Below are 18,183 nucleotides of genomic sequence, written 5' to 3' on the forward strand. Positions count from 1 at the left end.
CTGTCACAAATGACAGTGCCCTCTTTTTCGTTTGTTGATTACCAGTTCGAGTTTTGCGGATTCTGTGGATAGCCTCGGTTGCCATTGCTATTGTTATTGCCATTATAGTCGCCACCGTTATTGTACTGCTGCCCGTTTTGCTGGGGAGCATTCAAGCGAGGTGGATTCTTGCTGGTTGGTGGTAGCCCTGCATTCCACCCTCTGCTGTTGGCCTGAGCTTCGACCGGGAACTGGGGCGAGAACTGATTGAAATCATCGTAGCCATTATCGAAGCCGCGATTATCTGAATTTGGTGAATAGGCTGGCATGGCGGTTGACGAGACAGTGCGGAACGTGTTTGTCATGGGGACTCCAGGATTGTTCCCATCGTCGACCGAGATGCGAGCGTTGCTATTAGGGGCGAGATAGCCTTCATTTTCGCGTAGCTTAAAGGCTTCCACCGAGGCGCGTAGCTGTTCAACCAGGCGTGCCAGGCGCTCCATGTTCTCAGAGGCATCGCGTGTGCTTGCGTTGCTCTGATGCGTCGACTCCGAGACGGCATGCATCAGGTTTACGACGGAGCCAGTTGATGTGAGCTGTTCAACGGCTAGCTGGTTGATGCCATCAATTTCACGGGCCTGGTTTTCAATGGCGGCGAAGATCGAACCCAGGGAGATACCGGCCTGCTGCGTCAATTGTGCTCCGCCAGCCGTCTCGCGCTGCGTATCTTGCATGGAGACTGCTACCGCGCCAATGTCTTCACGAATGCTGCGTACCAGGCGGTTAATAAAGCCTGCCTGCTCCTTTGAGCGTTCGGCCAGACGGCGGATGTCGGCGGCAACGGCGCCAAAGCCCTTACCGTTCTCACCGGCCATGGCGGCCTGGATGGCGGCGTCGAGCGCAAGTCGATTTGTCTGGTGGGCGATGCTGGAGATAACTTCAGCAATTTCATTGATTTCGCGTGAGCGGTCACCCAGGTTCTGAACTTTACTCGCAGTGGTCTGTACGTTTTCGTTGATGCGTCCCATGCCTTCGATGGCTTGATACACCGAGTTACGACCGGCGCGGGCATCGGTACGCGCCTGATTCGCCACTTCCAGGAGTACTTGAGAACGGCTGGCGACCTGGCGGCTGGAGGATGCAAGTTGTTCGACCACGGCCTCGGCTTCACCGATCTGGCCGATCTGAATGTCGCCGGTCTCTACCAACTGCGTCATACGGTCGAGGGTAGAGGTAGCCGATTTTTCAACCTCGCCTGCCACCATCTTGACGCGTACGACCAGGCTACCTAGCTCTTCAACCATATAGTTGAAGGAGTCGGCCAGCACACCCAGGGCATCCGCAGTGACCTCAGCCTGAACGCGCAGGTCACCTTCACCAACACCACTGACCTCACTCACCAGCTTTTCAACCTGTCCCTGTAGAACGTCGCGCTGCGATTGGGTCTCTTGAATCAGGCGAACGATGTTATCGAGCATGTTATTCATGGAGGTGGCGACGGTGTAGATCTCGTCGCGCCCATCGATATTAGCGCGTGCGTTTGTCTCGCCGCGGGCGATACGCTTAGTCAGGTTAGCGAGGTCGCGCAGGGGATCAGTAATGGTGCGGTTGACGACGTAACCAATAACGATGATGATGGTGATGGTAAACAGAAAGGAGATGGTGGTAGCGCTGATAAGAGTATTGTTCAGGGACGCGCCGGGATCGGCCACAATGTTGCTTATCTCGGTCGCGTAGACATCAACGAAGCCCCAGCGGTCGGAGAGCTCTTTATATTTGCTATCTAACGTTTGGAGATCGTTCAGGATAGCAGTTTTGTCGCCATTTGGCATATCGTGGTTATCCAGCCTCTGTTCTGCCGCGTAGTATTGACGCCAGGTGGTGCTTGTTAGCAAGTTAAGGGTCTGTGTCTGAACATGTGGAATATTAGTGTCGGCTGAATCAGCTGTGACAGCGTCGAGAATACCCTTCATCTTAGGGGAATCTTGAAGCGAATACTTGTCCTTAAATTGGCTGAGGTTGCGATCAATCTCACTGGCCTGGGCATCGAGGTTCTGGACAAAGTTCGTCAGGCGATCACCATTGGAGAGGTTAGACCGAATCAAGTCTGGCTGATCGCGCAAGAGGCGAATCTCCGATTTGATATACGCGCTATCCTCGATCATGTTTGTCGCGTAGCGTAGTTGGGCACTACGACCGTTGATCGTATTTGTGAAGACAAATCCAAGGATGATGATGATAAGACCAGGAACGACTGCCGCCAAAAGAAAGGCGTAGAAGAGGCGGCGAAAGATTGGAATATTCGCAATAGACTTAAACATTGTACGCGTGTCCTCCGCAGGCGGCAGGGTGATGATTGTATGAATTGTGGACTACAAGGCACATTGCTGAGTGGTGAGTTTCAGATTTGAAAGGACTACATTGGAGTGTAGCGTACTTTATAGTGAAAAGAAATACTCTTCCAAAAGAATGGCCTTTTTTTCCTAGTCGTCGATGTTTATGACATGTTATACTGTGTCAAGGAAAAATACCTGAAGTCGAAGGAGCCTTCATATGCATGCCAACTCTCTTGATCTCTGGCCATTTCGTAAAGTGTTGATCGTGAATCGCGGAGAGATAGCGCTGCGCATCATTCGTGCTTGTCGCGAACTAGGTTTGCGCAGTGTTGCTGTCTACAGCGACGCGGATCGCGATGCTCTGCACGTACGTATGGCCGACGAGGCTTATCATATAGGACCTGCCCAGGCGTCACAGAGCTATCTACATATTCCAACCCTGGTAGAGGTCGCGAAGCAATCAGGCGCCCAGGCGGTTCATCCCGGTTACGGCTTTCTGGCGGAGAACGCCGAGTTCGTGCGTGCCTGCCAGCAGGCGGGACTGATTTTTGTGGGCCCTCCCGTTGAGGCACAGCTTGCGATGGGTGAGAAGACCGCGGCTCGCCGCACCGCCCAGGCGGCGGGAGTTCCCATTGTTCCTGGCGCGATGGCAGATGTAGAGGATGACCAGGTGGCGTTGGAGATTGCCGAGGGCCTGGGATATCCTATTCTGCTGAAAGCCGCGGCGGGTGGTGGTGGCAAGGGTATTCGCCTGGTACGTGAGGCCAGAGATCTCTCATCCTCGTTACGGACGGCGCGCAGCGAGGCTCAGAGCGCCTTTGGCGATGGGCGCGTCTACCTTGAGAAGGCTATTACGCCCGCGCGCCATATCGAGGTGCAGTTTATCGCTGATACGCATGGTAATGCGGTTCACCTGGGAGAGCGCGAGTGTAGTATTCAGCGTCGCCACCAGAAGCTGATTGAAGAGTGTCCCTCGCCTATTGTCGATGAAGAATTGCGTGAGCGTATGACCTCGGCGGCGCTAAATTTGATTCGCTCTATTGGCTATGTTAACGCTGGCACGGCGGAGTTCCTGGTTGGACCGGACGGTAATTTCTATTTCCTGGAGGTCAATGCGCGTATCCAGGTTGAGCATCCCGTCACAGAATGGTGCACAGGAGTTGATCTTGTCCAGGAGCAGTTCCGCGTGGCCGCGGGCTTGCCCCTCTCCTTTACCCAGGAGGATATCGTCTTGCGAGGCTCTGCGATTGAGTGTCGCATCTCGGCGGAAGATCCCGAGAACCGCTTCCTGCCTGCCACTGGAACTGTAAGCGCGTTGCAGGAACCAGGTGGACCGGGTGTACGGGTTGAGAGCAGCCTCTATGCGGGCTTGCAGGTGCCACTGTATTATGATCCGCTGCTCTCCAAGCTGGTTGTCTGGGGCAAGGATCGAGAGCAGGCCATCGCGCGTATGCGCCGCGCCCTGGCTGAATACCAGGTGGTGGGGGTGCGCACTACGTTGCCCTTCGCGCGCTGGCTGATGGAGCAACCGCGTTTTCTCGCAGGCGATATGTCGACAGACTTTATCGCCCAAGAGTGGGATGGGCATAAGGCGCAGACTCTTGAGGAGCGGGATGCTCAGGAAGAGCCGTCGCTTGAGCAGGTCGCTGCGCTTGCCGCCAGCCTGCTAATGGATGCGAATATCAAGGAAAAGCAGCTTCGGACGCAGCCCCAGGAAGATGGAACAGGCGGACATAGCCGCTGGCGCGAGCGAGGTTGGAGAGAAGCCGTCTGGCGTGTATAGGTAATATATTGGGTTGAAATCAATGATTTCAACCCAATATATTTTTTTATTCTTCGACGGGATGGGGAAGTTCAAAGGCGGGAGGCTCCTGGCCCTGGCGTGCGGCGGCGGCAGCCTTGAGGCGTTCGACGGCCTCATAGGGGACATAGCGACCACCCAGAGGGGTGGGATGGATGCCAGGCCCATGAAAATCTGAGCCTCCGGTTGGGATGAGGCCATAGATTTTCGCTAGCTGGAGCAGGGTTGTCTCCTGCTCTGTGGAGTAGTAGCCGTAGTAGGTCTCCAGCCCCACGAGTCCTGCCTTGCAGAGATCTGGCAGCCATTCTTGCAGGCGAACGACTCCTGGATGATCATAGGGATGCGCCACGACGGGCAGGCCGTTGGCGCTGGCAATCAGGCGAACGGCGTCTAGTGGTGCCAGCTTATAGCGCGGTACGTAGCCGACCTGGCCGTTGCCAATATATTTCTCGAAGGCCTCGGGGATGCTCTGGACATAGCCTGCTTCAAGCAAGGCTCGCGCGACGTGGGGGCGTCCGACCGATCCCTGGGCAATTTCGCGCACCTGCTCCCAGGTGATATGGATGCCAGCCTCATTCAACTGTTCAACCATGCGTTGCCCACGATGCTCACGCGCGTTGCGTAGGCTCTGCAAGATGTGCTGAAAGGCTGGCCGTTTGTACTCAAGGAAATATCCCAGGACATGGACCTCTCCCCCGCTGAAATCGGTGTTTAGCTCGATACCAGGCAGCAAATCAATGTCATACTGGCGCGCGGCCTCCAGCGCCTCGTCCAGGCCATTGGTGCTGTCGTGATCGGTGAGGGCCATAACCTTGAGTCCAGCCTCCTGAGCATGGCTCAGAAGTTCCGTGGGAGAATAGATGCCATCAGATGCCGTGGAATGGGTGTGAAGATCGACAAGATTTTTCATGAGTGATCTTTGTACCTCTTCTATGCTTTAAGGAGGTATGGGTGTGGGACAGAGGGGGCGAGTGCACCCTCTGTCCCACACCCATACCTCCGAATGTTTCTTTAGCGAGCGTAGTCGACCGCACGTGTTTCGCGGACGACGCAGATTTTGATCTGGCCTGGATAATCAAGGCTCTCTTCAATTTTGTGAGCGATCTCGCTGGCGAGCTGGGAGGCGCTATACTCGTCCACCTCTTCAGGTTTCACGATAATGCGCACCTCGCGCCCGGCCTGAATGGCAAAGGATTTCTCAACTCCGGTAAATGAATTGGCGATATGCTCAAGTGCCTCCAGGCGTTTGATGTAGAGATCAACCGTCTCGCGGCGTGCGCCAGGGCGAGCTGCCGAGATGGCGTCCGCGGCCTGCACGATAGCGGCTTCTAGGGTCTGAGGCTCGGTCTCGCTGGCGTGGTGGGCAACGATGGCATGCACGATGCGCGGCGACTTGCCGAAACGCCGCGCAACCTCGCCACTGATGATGGCGTGTGGCCCCTCGACCTCCTGGTCAATGGCCTTGCCCATGTCGTGTAGCAGGGCCGCGGCCTTACACACATTGACGTCGGCACCTAGTTCATGCGCGATGGTCGCAGCCAGAATCGAGACCTCGACCGAGTGGGCCAGCACGTTCTGCCCATAGCTCGTGCGGAAGTGCAGGCGCCCCAAAATCTTGAGCAGTTCTGGTTGCAGGCCATGAACATTGGCCTCCAGTGCTGCATTCTCACCCGCCTCGCGGATGATGATATCCACCTCCTGGCGGGCCTTGGCCACGACATCTTCAATGCGCGCCGGGTGAATGCGTCCATCAATAATGAGCTTGGTCAGAGCGAGGCGGGCCACTTCACGCCTGACGGGATCAAATCCCGAAAGAATAACTGCCTCGGGGGTATCATCAATGATCAGGTCAACCCCGGTGGCGGCCTCCAGGGCGCGGATATTGCGGCCCTCACGTCCGATGATACGTCCTTTCATCTCATCATTAGGAAGCGGCACAACGGAGACAACGGCCTCTGCTACCTGGTCGGAGGCACAGCGCTGGATCGCCAGGGTGATGATCTCGCGTGCGCGGGACTCGGCCTCCTCACGCGCCTGCTCTTCGATCAGACGCGTACGCTGGGCGGCCTGGACACGCACCTGGGCCTCGATGCGCGAGAGGAGCAGTTGCTGAGCCTCCTCCTCTGTCATCTGTGCCAGGCGTTCAAGTTCAAGCAGGTGCTGGCGCTTGAGTTCCTCAATCTTGTCGCGGGCCTGTTCCAGGTCGCGCTCCTTCGTATTGAGTTTACGCTCGCGTAGTTCCAGGTTGTCCAGCTTGCGCTCCAGGTTCTCTTCTTTAGTTAGAATACGGCGCTCCTGGCGTTGCAGTTCAGAGCGGCGCTCCGCATTCTCTTTCTCTATGGTCGCGCGAAAGCGTGCGGTCTCCTCGCGTGCTTCCCGCAACGCCTCCCGCTGTTCGGTTTGGACTTCCAATAATTTCTGTTCACTGGTCTCGCGAAGCTCGCGTAGATTCGTTTCATGGCGTCCTTTACTTTTAGTTATCCCATATTGATAACCAGAGTAGAGGGCCATGAGTACGCCAATGATGAGCAAAAATGCTACTAATAACAAACTTATTTGTGGTGACACGACGGCCTACCTCCCGGTCGTGGTAAACAGGCCATTATAGGCTTGGAATAGCAGTATAAGTGTTCCATTCCCTTTGTAATTCATGCTTGGACTGTCTGTCAGCTTCCCTTCATAACAGTTCTCAACACCTGCGGTGCTTCGCTCGGGGTTATGGGTGTGGTGGTGGGCTAGCAGAGCTAGCCCACCACCACACCCATAACCCCGAGCCATGAAGTGGCGAGGTGTCTTAAACGTGTTCACTCATATGAAAAGAAACATAACACTATGCAATATGGAATGGTACAGCGCTTAATATGATGTTCTTCAATGATGGGCTTTCAAGGCATTCTGCAAACGGATGGAACGTACAACCGAATTATACATTAAAAAAAGATAACAAGGGTATTCTGTATATGTCCTCGCGAGAGGAGAGTGCGCAAAAAGCGCAAATGCATCCTACTCTATTTTTGCCTGCTTGCGCGGGAAAGCGTTCATCAAACCATACGACTAAGCGCGCGGCTATGCACACGCTCACGCCATATCAGAAGGTATATTATGCGCCTAGCATACTATATAAGAGTGGGAAGGCTACGTCAAGGCTGAAAAATGGGGGATATGGCGGAGAGCAAGGGGGGAGCGGGCAAGCAAGCAGGATATCTGGCTGATTTTGTAGGTAACCAAATATCCTGCCAATGCGTGATGATTGTATTATACCGTCCAATGTCCGGTCATAAATTGCAGGGTCAGGAAGGTGAGGAAAGGGAGCGAGAGCAGCAGATAGGCTTGATGAAATTTAGGTGAGCGCTCTCCCAGGCGGGCAAGGACGATAAAGGCCATAAAGAGTTCCAGCACAAAGCGCTGTGTGGAAGGCATTGGATCGTAGCCCTGTCCAGGAGCGCCAGGAACGCCAGGCCAGAGGATGGCGTAAAGCAGGGCGCAGCCCCAGAAGACCAGCAGCGGCCATTGATCGCGTGGGAGACGATCTCGTCCAAAGATCGCCAGGAGGAAGAGGACCAGGAAGGCTATAAACGTACCCAGGTCAATCAAGATATGTGGTGTAGAGAAGCTCAAGGGACTATGCACGACAAGCTGTTGCAGGGATTGATAGATTGCCATTCCAGGAATGACCGCGCTCGTACGCCAGTCTACCTGGGCATGCGAGAAGGCCAGAGGATCACCCAGGCGTACATACAGACCAAGCATGTAAACAATAAGCCCCAGTGGAATGAGGAGCGCGGGCAACAGGTGTGGAATGTGTTTCAGCAGGGCCACGGGACGTACCGGGCGCAGATTGGGGCGCAGCTCTGGCCAGCGCTGGCGCACATACTCACAGAAGAAGATGACAAAGAGTAGGATCGCGATAGAGCGGCTCATTGCAGCCAGGAAGCCGAAGACGCCCGCGAACCACCAGGCTCCTCGGCGCAGGGCGTAGAAGCAGCCGAGCATCAAAAAGATAAAAAGCGATTCGTTATAGCCAGCAAAAAAGAAGAACGCCGTGGGGAAGATGGCCTGGTAGAAGACAGTGCGCTGCGCAAGCTCTCTGCCAAACTCCATCTCCACAAAGCGGTAGAGCATAACCATCATGCCGAGCGTGGCTACATTTGAGACCAGCATGCTGGCGATAAGCATGCTATGGGTCGGAATGATCTTACTGGTAAAGGCCACAAGTGCGGGATAGAGCGGAAAGAAGGCTGCGTTCTGCACCTTGGTGTAGCCACTGGTGGCGATGGTGATGAAGCGGATGGCGTCCCAGCGATACCAGGTATGAAGCATAGTATTAAAAGAGAGATGATCGTACGAATAGTTCGGGATATTGAAGAGGACGCCCCCAAAATAGGTGAGTAGTAGAAAAATCAGGCGTGTGATAATGTATAAGAAGAGAATGTTACGCGTCGCCTGCCACCAGGGGGAGAGAATTTCGCTCCATGCCTGGTGCGGGCTACGCGTGACCGGGGCTGAGCTATTGGTCGTGATAGCTGAAGGTGTATGCTGTATGCTCATTATGTAGAATACCTGCTTTCACAGCTAAAAATTGTATGCGTTCAGTGTAGTGGCGGGACCATGTAGCGATCCAGCGATGGCATATCTGTAAAGTTCCACATGAGAAAAATTTTGTTGACGTATGTAACGTGGTTAGTATAGCGGAAAATAATTGTAGCTGTCACCGTCCTAACCCTTTATTCCGAAAACCAACATCACTTTCGTGACTAGCGCTTCCCCCATTCGGGGACAGGCGCGCTCAGGTTTTCGGAGAAGAAGTAAGATCTTATTCCGAAACCCAACGCCACTTTCGTGACTAGCGCTTCGCGCTCAGGTTTTCGGAGAAGAAGTAACCTGAATATCGCAATGAGGTGCAAAGTTCTATGAATGTTCAGAGCTCAAAAAAAGCGGTACCACGCTCGGTACTGCGTCCAACACATGTCGTAACCTGTTTCCTCCAAAAGGGTGAGGAAGAGCATACTCGCTTATTGCTGGTGAGAAGAAGTCAGCAGGTGGGGAGCTATCATGGTCGCTGGGCTGGTATCAGTGGATTTGTCGAGGTAGGGATCTCACCTGAGCAGCAGGCATATACCGAGATTCGTGAAGAGACGGGACTCGCACGTGAGCAGGTGCATATGTTGCGGCGCGGTGGGATTGTCGAACATGTCGACCAGGATTTGGGGCGTCACTTCTATGTGCATCCCTTCCTCTTTGCCGTCAACGAGGACGAAAGTATTACGACGGACTGGGAGGCGACAGATATGCGCTGGGTCGATCCAGATACCATGCGTAATTTTGAGACCGTACCCAAATTGCGTGAGGCCTATGAGGCGGCTTTGCGTGGCGAAGAGGTCCAAGCTGAATAAACGCTCCTTTTGTTTGCTTCTCTGGATGAGCAGAAACGTATTTGCGCTGGAGCAAGAAAGGAGGCACATCCGTTAATTTGGGATGTGCCTCCTTGTTGTTTGAAGCCTATTTTTAGAGGCGCTTAGAGGTGCTCAATAATGGTTGCGATGCCCTGGCCAACGCCGATACACATGGTCGCGAGGCCATAGCGTCCGCCACGGCGCTCTAACTCGTGGAGCAGGGTAACGACCAGGCGGGCGCCGCTACAGCCTAGTGGATGGCCGAGGGCGATGGCTCCTCCATTGACGTTGAGCCTCTCCTGGTCGATCTCTAGCTCGTGGCCGCATTGTAGCACCTGGGAGGCAAAGGCCTCGTTCAGCTCGACCAGGTCGATGTCCTGCATGGTTAGTCCTGCGCGTTGCAGAGCTTTGCGGGTTGCGGGAATGGGTCCCAGGCCCATATAGGCTGGGTCGACGCCAGCGACGGCTGTCGCCACGATGCGCGCCCGTGGATGCAGATCCAGTTCCCTGGCGTGGGAGGCGGAGGTCACGACCAGGGCCGCGGCTCCATCATTGATGCCAGCCGAGTTCCCAGCGGTCACGCTGCCTCCTTGGCGGAAGACTGGCTTCAGGCGCGCCAGTTTCCCTAGAGAGGTATCGGGGCGCGGATGCTCGTCCTGGGAGACGCTGAGATCCTCGCCCTTCTTTTGTGGGATCGCGACCGCGACGATCTCCTGGGCAAACTTTCCTGACTGCTGAGCGGCGACGGCGCGCTGGTGGCTGTGCAGGGCGTAGGCATCCTGCGCCTCACGGCTGATCTGATAGCGCTCGGCAACGTTCTCGGCGGTCTCGCCCATGCTATAGGGATGATACAACTCGGACAGTTTGGGGTTAACAAAGCGCCAGCCGAGCGTTGTATCCTCAAGCTTCTGCGCACGACCAAAGGCGTTGTCGCTCTTGCCCATGACTAAGGGGGCGCGTGTCATGCTTTCCACTCCGCCAGCGATAAAGGTATCGCCCGCCCCGGTTTGAATGGCCTGGGCCGCGCTATTTAGCGCCTGGAGTCCCGAGCCGCAGAGGCGGTTTACCGTCTGACCAGCCACTGTGATAGGGAGGCCCGCCAGGAGCAGCGACATGCGAGCGACGTTGCGGTTATCCTCGCCAGCCTGATTTGCGCAGCCAAAGACCACATCTTCCACGCTGGCTGGATCAACCTGCGCTCGCCTGAGCGCCTCCTGAATGACCAGAGCGCCCAGATCATCTGGGCGTACATCTTTGAGGACACCACCATAGCGCCCGATAGGCGTACGAACTGCCGAAAGAATAACCGCATCTTCCATGTTTCATCTCCTTAGACGAAAACCAACCCCTTCGGGGGCGCAGCGCCCGCTCTCGCGGCTAGCGCTCACGCGCTCAGGTTTTCGAGAGGCACTACCTGCCCTTGAACTCGGCCTGGCGCTTCTCAATAAAGGCGTGCATGCCCTCACGCATATCCTCGGTCGCGAAGAGCAAGAAGAAGTTTTTGCGCTCGATCTCCAGCCCATCTTCCAGCGGCGTCTCAAAGGCGGAGAGTACCGACTCCTTCGCTAGGCGTGCGGCAACAGGAGCCTGCTGGGCCACCTTCTTCGCTAGCTCAAGAGCGGCTTTCAGGTGTTCGCCTTTGGGCACGATGCGGTTGACCAGGCCCAGGTCGGCCAGTTCTTGCGCGGGAACCTGCGCGCCTGTCAGCACCATCTCCATGGCGCGGTACTTGCCGAGAGTACGCGCCAGGCGCTGTGTCCCGCCCGCGCCGGGGATAACTCCAATGAGGATCTCAGGCTGGCCAAAGCGCGCGTTCTCTGAGGCGATGATCATATCGCAGAGCATTGCCAGCTCGCAGCCGCCACCCAGGGCGTAGCCACCAACGGCGGCGATGAGGGGCGTATGCACACGCTTGATACGCTGCCAGCCGTCGAAGGCGCTTAGCATCATATCGATGGGCGACTTGTCGGACATCTCCTTGATATCGGCGCCCGCGGCGAAGGCCTTTTCGCCCGAGCCCGTAATGACGATACAGCGAATCGCCTCGTCGCGATCAAACTCCTCCAACGCGTCAGCCAATTCATTTACAAGCTGGAAATTGAGCGCATTCAATTCTTTGGGACGGTTCAGGGTCACAATCCCGACGCGCTCGTCACGTTCAATGAGGATATACTGATATTCTGTCATAACTCTCCTTAGATGTTTGCTAGAGAACGAGGGGCGGGGGACACTGCATGGCCCTCATATGCCCCTCAAAAGGGTCTATGTGCCAGAAATATTCTGCTTGTAGTATATCATCCATGAGGGACGCGACGCTGCTACAGCACGCGGCTCTAACGGGTCCAGACGCCCTGGGGATCGCATTCGCGGATGATGTGTAGTTCCTCGGGGCTGGGTGGTGGCGTCTCGCGGCAGTCGGGCGCGAGGCGCAGCGGCCAGCCAGTCTGTTCCTGTACTTCCTCGATAGAGGTGCCTGGATGGTAGGATTGTAGCAAGGCCTCGCCGTTATCTGGATCGAAGGCGAAGAGCCCCAGGGTGGTGATGAGCGCGGCGGGGCCTCCACGGGGCAGGCCGACCCGGCGTCGCCAGGCGCTGCCCGCGGGACCCTCTGCATTGGGATAGCCATAGCCGGGGCTGGTCACAAAATCGACGCGCTCGCGCAGGCGATGGCGTTCATGGGGCATGATGATCGCCAGGCGGTGGGCGAGCGAGGCGATATCGGCTCCGCCCCCGCTGCCAGGGAGGCGCACGCGTGGCTGCTGCCAGTCGCCAATGAGCGAGGTGTTGAGATTCCCATAGCGGTCGATCTCCGCCCCGCCAATGAAGCCAAGCTGAACGTCGCCTGCCGCCAGCGAACCCAGGACATTGACCATATCCGTCGTCCAGAGCGCACCAGTGATGTTGGGGGCATCGCCCATGGTGTAGAGCAGTTCGGGCGCGGGCGTATCGCGCACGATGCCACACTCAAAGAGGCCAATGCAGTTGGGGGCATGCGTGCGTTTCGCCAGGGCAAAAGCCAGCAGGGGGAGGCGCATCCCGACGAAGACCAGTTCATGATCGTGGATCTGGCGTGCCGCGCATACGACCATCAGTTCGCGCTCGCTATATTCTCTTGCCATATGGATTGCCTTTCTGCACTCGAAAGTGGGCCTTAAGCATGGACCCTACCAAGTATTTAATAACCATAGTCGACGGGGGAGGCGTAGCGATGTTCTCTGATTTTCAGGGTACGCATGCGGTCTTCGCCCAGGTGTGCGAGATAAGTAGCACGATTGGGGACGTTCAGGACCCATTCCTCCAACCATTGCTGAAAACCCTCCTGGGTGCGGGTGCGCTGGTGATACTCATGATAGAAGGCGTGATCGCGATTGTAGCAGCCCTGGACCGAGGAGGGATGTGCTCCCCAGGGTTCATGCACCACGGCGCGGACCTTGTAGGATGGGCCAAGCACGCGGTTGGGATCGCTCAAAATAGTCTCGTGTGAGACGAGGTCATCGGCGACGATAATTACATCGCGTGCGGCCAGAAAGGCGCTTTCACAGATACCGAGATTTCCCCAGGCGTGGGCATTGCCCTCCTCGTCGCTGCGTTGCACATGCACGACCGTCACATCTGGCTGGAGCGCGGGTACAAGCAGGATGGGGGCCTCATCCAGGGATGAGTGTTTAACGCGCAGGCGTGGGTTCTGGCGGGGAATGTCGCTTCCCAGCAGGGTGCGCGTGGGTATGTAGGGCGAGCCAACGCTGGCGGCCAGGAGGGCCAGAGCGATGGTATGATTGCTATATTCTTCAACATGGATGGAATGGGGAAGCTGTTTCTCTACGGCGCGGCGATAGCAGTGGCCCAGGCCCTCGCTCACATTACCGACCCAGGCAGCCTGGATTGTGCTGACGCAGCCTGCGCCGATTAACTGGTCAAAGAGGATATCGGAAATGGGGCCAATGAGCGCCAGGTTCTGGCGACGCTGGCGAATGATCTCGTGTCCGACGGCGAAGGGAATGAGGGGTTCGAGGGCCAACCCGAGGGCTACGGAGGCTCCATTGGGAATGTAGCGCGCTACGGCTTCGGCCATTGAGAGACGTTTGCTCATACGCTTGTTCTCCATCGAAGCTAATGCAGGGAGACACGATAGGGCACCATTGCCACTACCGCAAGTATTCAAGCACACGCTCTTATCCTACCACATTACGCTTTGTATGAAATATTGTGCTCAATTTTTACACTTACATAATTCTTGTCCTAAAAATGGGTGTAGAAAGCGTCTAAAAGAGTGAGAGAGGAAAATTGGATGCCTCAGCTTTACCGTTTTTAAGCGCGACAGAAAGAATAGATAAGTGTGTGGATGGAGGAGGCGGAGAAATGGTGCAAATGTCCCATGTGCCTGGGGGAATGGGACGGTATAGTTGTACCTGTAGCGATGTGTTGGTCATCGAAAGTATGTGCGAGGAGAAACAGCAATGAAGAACCAGCAGCCAAAGAATGTCCTGTCCGCTCTCGGCCTGTCGTCGTTTGTGTTTGGTATGTTGATTGCGGCTGTGGCACTGGGCGCGAATATGCTCCGCCCAACAGTGCATGTGGGAAATACGAGCCTAGACCTGGCGCAGGTGGTCGTGTTGGTTCTGGGTGTGGTGCTGGTTCTGGCGGGGGGCATGCTGACCTTCCTCAAGGGGAAAGTGGTGAGGCTGATGCGCTGGGATGAGGATGTGCAGGTTGCTGAGCAGGCGTAGGACGAGCTTACGAAACGCCCTGGAAAGCGTCATTCATAGATAAACGTTACTGATAGATAAAAGAGAACAACCCGGAACGACTCTCGTTCCGGGTTGTTGTTCTCTGGCTATCCCGCGTCTATTCCCACTCGAGTGTTGAGGCGGCTTGGTACTCGGTGACGCGGGTCTCGAAGAAATTCTTCTCTTTGCTCAGGTCCATGGTCTCGCTCATCCAGGGGAAGGGGTGAGACGAATGGAAGATGGGCGCGAGGCCGATGCGCTCAAGGCGGCGGTCGGCGATGTGCTGAACGTAGCTGCGGAAGGACTCGGCGTTCAGGCCAAGGATGCCATTGGGCAGGCAGTCATAGGCATAGGCGATCTCCAACTCCACGGCGCGCTTGATCAGGTCATAGATATGCGCCTGGAACTCGGCGGTCCACAGTTCGGGATTCTCAGCCTTGATGCCATTGATCAGGTCAATGCCGAAGTTGAGGTGGATAGTCTCGTCGCGCAGAATGTACTGGAACTGCTCGCCCACGCCAGTCATAAGGTTGCGGCGATGGAACGAGAGCATCATCACGAAGCCACTGTAGAAGAAGATACCCTCCATGATGATATAGTAGCCGATCAAGTTTTGCAGGAACTTCTGCATGCCCTCAAAGGTCTCGGTCGAGAAATCGGGATCAAGCACCGCTGAAGTCAGCTGCATCTCGAACTCGTCCTTCTCCTTGATCGAGGGGATTTCGTGGTACATATTGAAGACTTCGCGCTCGCTCAGACCCAGGCTCTCCACGATGTAGAGGAAGGTGTGCGTGTGGATCGCCTCCTCGAAGGCCTGGCGTAACAGATACTGGCGGCACTCAGCGTTCGTAATGTGTTTGAAGATCGCGAGCACGAGATTATTGCCGACCAGACTCTCGGCGGTGGCGAAGAAGCCCAGGTTGCGCATGATGACGAGGCGCTCGCCGGAGGTCAGCTTAGTGGAGCGCCAGGTCTCGATATCCTTGGTCATGGGAACTTCGGTGGGCATCCAGTGATTGGCGCAGCCGTTGAGATAGTGTTCCCAGGCCCAGCGATACTTGAGGGGCATGAGCTGGTTGACATCAACGTGCCAGCCATTGATCAGGCGTTTCTTCTGAGCCTGCTGCTCGCTGGCGGGGGTAGTATTGGCAGTGCTGGTGGTATTGGTAGGTGTGATAGGGGTATCGTCAAAGGATATGCTCATGTTCTCTACGAAGCTCCTTATATTGTATATAAATCGGTTTAACCGCTAAATGATGCGGAGATCTGTAGGGTCCATGCTTGCATGGACTCAAAGCGTCGCCCTGCGAGACGTAACTCATCTAGTGGATATCTCGCTTAGGTGGCGTTAGAGTCCATGCAAGCATGGACCCTACAATTTGCGTGAGTGTTACTGGCAGGCTTCGCAGTCATCGCCGAGGTTACAGACCGCGCCCTCGCCGCTCAGTTCCAGGGGAATAGGAGCGGACTTAGGCTGCTGGGCCTGATTCTCGCGCTCGACCTGGATATTGCTCGATGGGCTGCTGTTCTTCATCCAGCGAGGCTGAATGCCGAAGCGGTTAATATCGACGGTCGACTTCTCAACCTGGGTCGCGGCCAGGGTACGCAGGTAGTATGTGGTCTTGAGGCCGCTGTTCCAGGCTAGCTGGTACATATCACTAAGCTTCTTGCCGCTGGGATTGTAGAGGTAGAGGTCAATCGACTGTCCCATGTCGATCCACTTCTGTCGGCGGCTGGCGCAAGCGATGAGCCAGCGTGGCTCGATATCAAAGGCGGTCAGGTAACGCTGGCGAATCTCCTCCGGCAGGAAGGTCATCTCTTGTAGGGAGCCGTCGTAGTACTTGAGGGCTTCCAGCGTATTGCGATCCCAGATCTCCAGGCGCTTGAGATCGTCAACCAGGAAGGAATTGATGATCGTGAACTCGCCCGAGAGGTTGCTCTTGACGTAGAGGTTCTTGTAGCTAGGCTCAATCGACTGGCTGACGCCAACGATAGAAGAGATGGTCGCGGTCGGAGCAATCGCCATGACATTGCTATTGCGCATACCATTCTGCTTTACTGCCGTGCGCACTTTATCCCAATTCAGGGTCATGCTGCGGTCCATGTCGACCTTCTGACCGCGTTCCTCCTCCAGGATGGCGATGCTATCGATAGGCAGGATGCCACGATCCCACTTCGAACCTTGGTAGCTGCCATAGGTGCCACGCTCGGCGGCCAACTCGCTTGAGGCCAGGATAGCGTAGTAGGAGATGGCCTCCATGCTGCGGTCGGCGAACTCGACGGCGGCCTCGCTGGCATAGCTCACGCCCAGTTTGTAGAGTGCGTCCTGGAAGGCCATCAGACCCAGGCCGACGGGGCGGTGGCGCAGATTGGCATTGCGCGCCTCATCGGTTGGATAGTAATTAATATCGATCACGTTATCGAGCATGCGAACCGCTGTACGGACGGTCTTCTGCAAGCGCTCGTGATTGAGCTTGCCATCGATGATGTGCGCTGCCAGGTTAATCGAACCCAGGTTACACACGGCGGTCTCGTCGTTCGAGGTGTTGAGCAGAATTTCGGTGCAGAGATTGCTGCTATGCACGACGCCGGCGTGATCCTGGGGCGAGCGTACGTTGGAAGGATCCTTAAACGTGATCCAGGGATGGCCAGTCTCGAAGAGGCGGGTCAGCATCTTGCGCCAGAGATCGAGAGCCGAGACGCGGCGGTAATGCGTGATCTGGCCGGCCTCAACCATGCGCTCGTACTCCTCGTAGCGCTGCTCGAAGGCCTTGCCATAGAGGTCGTGCAGATCGGAGACCACGTCCGGACTAAAGAGCGTCCACTGCTCGTTGCGCTCGACGCGCTTCATGAAGAGATCGGAGATCCAACATGCGATATGCATATCATGTGTGCGGCGGCGATCATCGCCCGTATTCTTGCGCAGGTCGAGGAACTCCTCGATGTCCAGGTGCCAGTTCTCAATGTAGGCACAGACCGCGCCTTTGCGCTTGCCGCCCTGGTTGACGGCCACTGCGGTATCATTGACGACCTTGAGGAAGGGGATGATGCCCTGGCTGATGCCATTGGTACCCTTGATGTGCGCGCCCAGAGCGCGAACGCGCGTCCAGTCGTTACCCAGGCCACCAGCCCACTTGGAGAGCAGGGCGTTATCCTGGATGCACTTGAAGATATGGAACAGGTCATCGTCTACCGTCGTCAGGTAGCAGGATGAGAGCTGTGGATGGGCTGTACCAGCGTTAAAGAGGGTTGGCGTCGCCGAGGTGAAGTAGAACTGGGAGAGCAGTTCGTAGAACTCGATGGCGCGAGCTTCTTTATGCTCTTCGTTAAAGGCCAGGCCCATCGCGACGCGCATCCAGAGCAGCTGTGGCAGCTCGAAGCGGCGATTGTTGTCCTGGAGGAAGTAGCGATCATAAAGGATCTGCAAACCCTGGTAAGCGAAGAGTTGGTCGCGCTCAGGATGGATGGCCGAGGCCAGTTCAACCAGGTCATACTCTTGAAAGCGTGGGTCGAGATAGCCCTTGCTCACACCAAATTCAACATAGTCTGAGAGATAGTTTTTATAGATACTGGCCGCGTCATTGAGTCCAACACGTGTGGCCTGAGTCGTAGAGAGGGCCTCATTGTAGAGGCTGATCAACAGGAGGCGGGCAGCGACAAAAGTGTAGGCTGGCTCGAACTCGATATTCGTGCGGGTCGCCATAATCAGTGCCTGCCACAGCTCCGCATCAGAGATACCAGCATACGTGGTAGCATTTACAGATTGGAATAATTGATCAACATTGACCTCGGGTCCAAAGCCCTGACAAACTTCTTCGAGAATACGTCGTACTGCTTGAGAGTCGGAGGGACTGGTCGCCCCGGTAGAGGTGCTACCCCGCTCGGAATTGCTTGCCGTATTTAATTCAAATGTATCTGATACTTGAGACATGGACTAATACCTCTTA

13 protein-coding genes are annotated in these 18,183 nt (G+C 55.9%); 3 read left to right on the plus strand and 10 right to left on the minus strand.

The features are described 5' to 3' along the window. Nucleotides 1–38: 38 nt before the first annotated feature. The gene (locus tag JMJ04_RS10765; RefSeq protein WP_201370488.1) at nucleotides 39–2,300 is read right to left on the minus strand and encodes a methyl-accepting chemotaxis protein; all 2,262 of its coding nucleotides are present in this window, start codon (nucleotides 2,298–2,300) and stop codon (nucleotides 39–41) included. A 232-nt stretch (nucleotides 2,301–2,532) separates the two neighbouring features. Between JMJ04_RS10765 and accC the strand changes: the two genes are divergently transcribed. Continuing rightward, nucleotides 2,533–4,098 carry an acetyl-CoA carboxylase biotin carboxylase subunit gene (gene accC / locus JMJ04_RS10770; protein ID WP_201370489.1) on the plus strand — a complete coding sequence of 522 codons (1,566 nt, stop codon included), beginning with the start codon at nucleotides 2,533–2,535 and terminating at the stop codon, nucleotides 4,096–4,098. A 46-nt stretch (nucleotides 4,099–4,144) separates the two neighbouring features. Here accC and JMJ04_RS10775 read toward each other — a convergent pair whose 3' ends face one another. The 3 genes from JMJ04_RS10775 to JMJ04_RS10785 all read right to left on the minus strand — a co-directional run bounded on the left by JMJ04_RS10775 (nucleotide 4,145) and on the right by JMJ04_RS10785 (nucleotide 8,664). Continuing rightward, entirely contained in the window at nucleotides 4,145–5,026 is an 882-nt protein-coding gene (locus tag JMJ04_RS10775) for a PHP domain-containing protein (RefSeq protein ID WP_201370490.1), read from the minus strand. A 101-nt stretch (nucleotides 5,027–5,127) separates the two neighbouring features. After that, complete coding sequence (gene rny / locus JMJ04_RS10780; protein WP_201370491.1) at nucleotides 5,128–6,684, minus strand: ribonuclease Y; 1,557 nt, start codon at nucleotides 6,682–6,684, stop codon at nucleotides 5,128–5,130. Nucleotides 6,685–7,371: 687 nt separating this feature from the next. Next, nucleotides 7,372–8,664, minus strand: coding sequence for a mannosyltransferase family protein (locus JMJ04_RS10785; protein WP_201370492.1), 1,293 nt, complete (start codon nucleotides 8,662–8,664; stop codon nucleotides 7,372–7,374). 362 nt (nucleotides 8,665–9,026) lie between these two features. On the opposite strand from JMJ04_RS10785, the gene JMJ04_RS10790 reads away from it, so the two are divergent. Then, nucleotides 9,027–9,509, plus strand: a complete 483-nt coding sequence (locus JMJ04_RS10790) for an NUDIX domain-containing protein (protein WP_201370493.1) — start codon at nucleotides 9,027–9,029, stop codon at nucleotides 9,507–9,509. A gap of 122 nt (nucleotides 9,510–9,631) precedes the next feature. Here JMJ04_RS10790 and pcaF read toward each other — a convergent pair whose 3' ends face one another. The 4 genes from pcaF to JMJ04_RS10810 form a co-directional block, all read right to left on the minus strand. Then, on the minus strand, nucleotides 9,632–10,828 hold the full coding sequence (pcaF, locus tag JMJ04_RS10795) for a 3-oxoadipyl-CoA thiolase (protein WP_201370494.1): 1,197 nt from the start codon (nucleotides 10,826–10,828) through the stop codon (nucleotides 9,632–9,634). A gap of 91 nt (nucleotides 10,829–10,919) precedes the next feature. Next, nucleotides 10,920–11,696, minus strand: coding sequence for an enoyl-CoA hydratase-related protein (locus tag JMJ04_RS10800; RefSeq protein ID WP_201370495.1), 777 nt, complete (start codon nucleotides 11,694–11,696; stop codon nucleotides 10,920–10,922). A 146-nt stretch (nucleotides 11,697–11,842) separates the two neighbouring features. Continuing rightward, the gene (locus JMJ04_RS10805; protein ID WP_236037978.1) at nucleotides 11,843–12,628 is read right to left on the minus strand and encodes a CoA-transferase subunit beta; all 786 of its coding nucleotides are present in this window, start codon (nucleotides 12,626–12,628) and stop codon (nucleotides 11,843–11,845) included. A 56-nt stretch (nucleotides 12,629–12,684) separates the two neighbouring features. Continuing rightward, nucleotides 12,685–13,599, minus strand: a complete 915-nt coding sequence (locus JMJ04_RS10810) for a CoA transferase subunit A (RefSeq protein ID WP_201370496.1) — start codon at nucleotides 13,597–13,599, stop codon at nucleotides 12,685–12,687. Nucleotides 13,600–13,966: 367 nt separating this feature from the next. Here JMJ04_RS10810 and JMJ04_RS10815 point away from each other — a divergent pair, with 367 nt between their 5' ends. Then, nucleotides 13,967–14,236, plus strand: a complete 270-nt coding sequence (locus JMJ04_RS10815) for a hypothetical protein (protein ID WP_201370497.1) — start codon at nucleotides 13,967–13,969, stop codon at nucleotides 14,234–14,236. A 118-nt stretch (nucleotides 14,237–14,354) separates the two neighbouring features. Here the strand turns inward: JMJ04_RS10815 and JMJ04_RS10820 are convergent, their stop codons facing one another. After that, nucleotides 14,355–15,440, minus strand: coding sequence for a ribonucleotide-diphosphate reductase subunit beta (locus JMJ04_RS10820; RefSeq protein WP_201370498.1), 1,086 nt, complete (start codon nucleotides 15,438–15,440; stop codon nucleotides 14,355–14,357). A gap of 186 nt (nucleotides 15,441–15,626) precedes the next feature. Continuing rightward, on the minus strand, nucleotides 15,627–18,167 hold the full coding sequence (locus tag JMJ04_RS10825; RefSeq protein ID WP_201370499.1) for a ribonucleoside-diphosphate reductase subunit alpha: 2,541 nt from the start codon (nucleotides 18,165–18,167) through the stop codon (nucleotides 15,627–15,629). Between the last annotated feature and the right edge of the window lie 16 nt (nucleotides 18,168–18,183).

The sequence above is a fragment of the Ktedonobacter robiniae genome (assembly GCF_016587375.1).
Classification (GTDB): Bacteria; Chloroflexota; Ktedonobacteria; order Ktedonobacterales; family Ktedonobacteraceae; genus Ktedonobacter; species Ktedonobacter robiniae.

Bases quoted from the DNA above. Each gene is read 5' to 3' on its own strand.
- JMJ04_RS10765 (WP_201370488.1), bottom strand. From the start codon at position 2,300: ATGTTTAAGTCTATTGCGAATATTCCAATCTTTCGCCGCCTCTTCTAC.
- accC (WP_201370489.1), top strand. From the start codon at position 2,533: ATGCATGCCAACTCTCTTGATCTCTGGCCATTTCGTAAAGTGTTGATC.
- JMJ04_RS10775 (WP_201370490.1), bottom strand. From the start codon at position 5,026: ATGAAAAATCTTGTCGATCTTCACACCCATTCCACGGCATCTGATGGC.
- JMJ04_RS10785 (WP_201370492.1), bottom strand. From the start codon at position 8,664: ATGAGCATACAGCATACACCTTCAGCTATCACGACCAATAGCTCAGCC.
- JMJ04_RS10790 (WP_201370493.1), top strand. From the start codon at position 9,027: ATGAATGTTCAGAGCTCAAAAAAAGCGGTACCACGCTCGGTACTGCGT.
- pcaF (WP_201370494.1), bottom strand. From the start codon at position 10,828: ATGGAAGATGCGGTTATTCTTTCGGCAGTTCGTACGCCTATCGGGCGC.
- JMJ04_RS10800 (WP_201370495.1), bottom strand. From the start codon at position 11,696: ATGACAGAATATCAGTATATCCTCATTGAACGTGACGAGCGCGTCGGG.
- JMJ04_RS10805 (WP_236037978.1), bottom strand. From the start codon at position 12,628: ATGGCAAGAGAATATAGCGAGCGCGAACTGATGGTCGTATGCGCGGCA.
- JMJ04_RS10810 (WP_201370496.1), bottom strand. From the start codon at position 13,599: ATGAGCAAACGTCTCTCAATGGCCGAAGCCGTAGCGCGCTACATTCCC.
- JMJ04_RS10815 (WP_201370497.1), top strand. From the start codon at position 13,967: ATGAAGAACCAGCAGCCAAAGAATGTCCTGTCCGCTCTCGGCCTGTCG.
- JMJ04_RS10820 (WP_201370498.1), bottom strand. From the start codon at position 15,440: ATGAGCATATCCTTTGACGATACCCCTATCACACCTACCAATACCACC.
- JMJ04_RS10825 (WP_201370499.1), bottom strand. From the start codon at position 18,167: ATGTCTCAAGTATCAGATACATTTGAATTAAATACGGCAAGCAATTCC.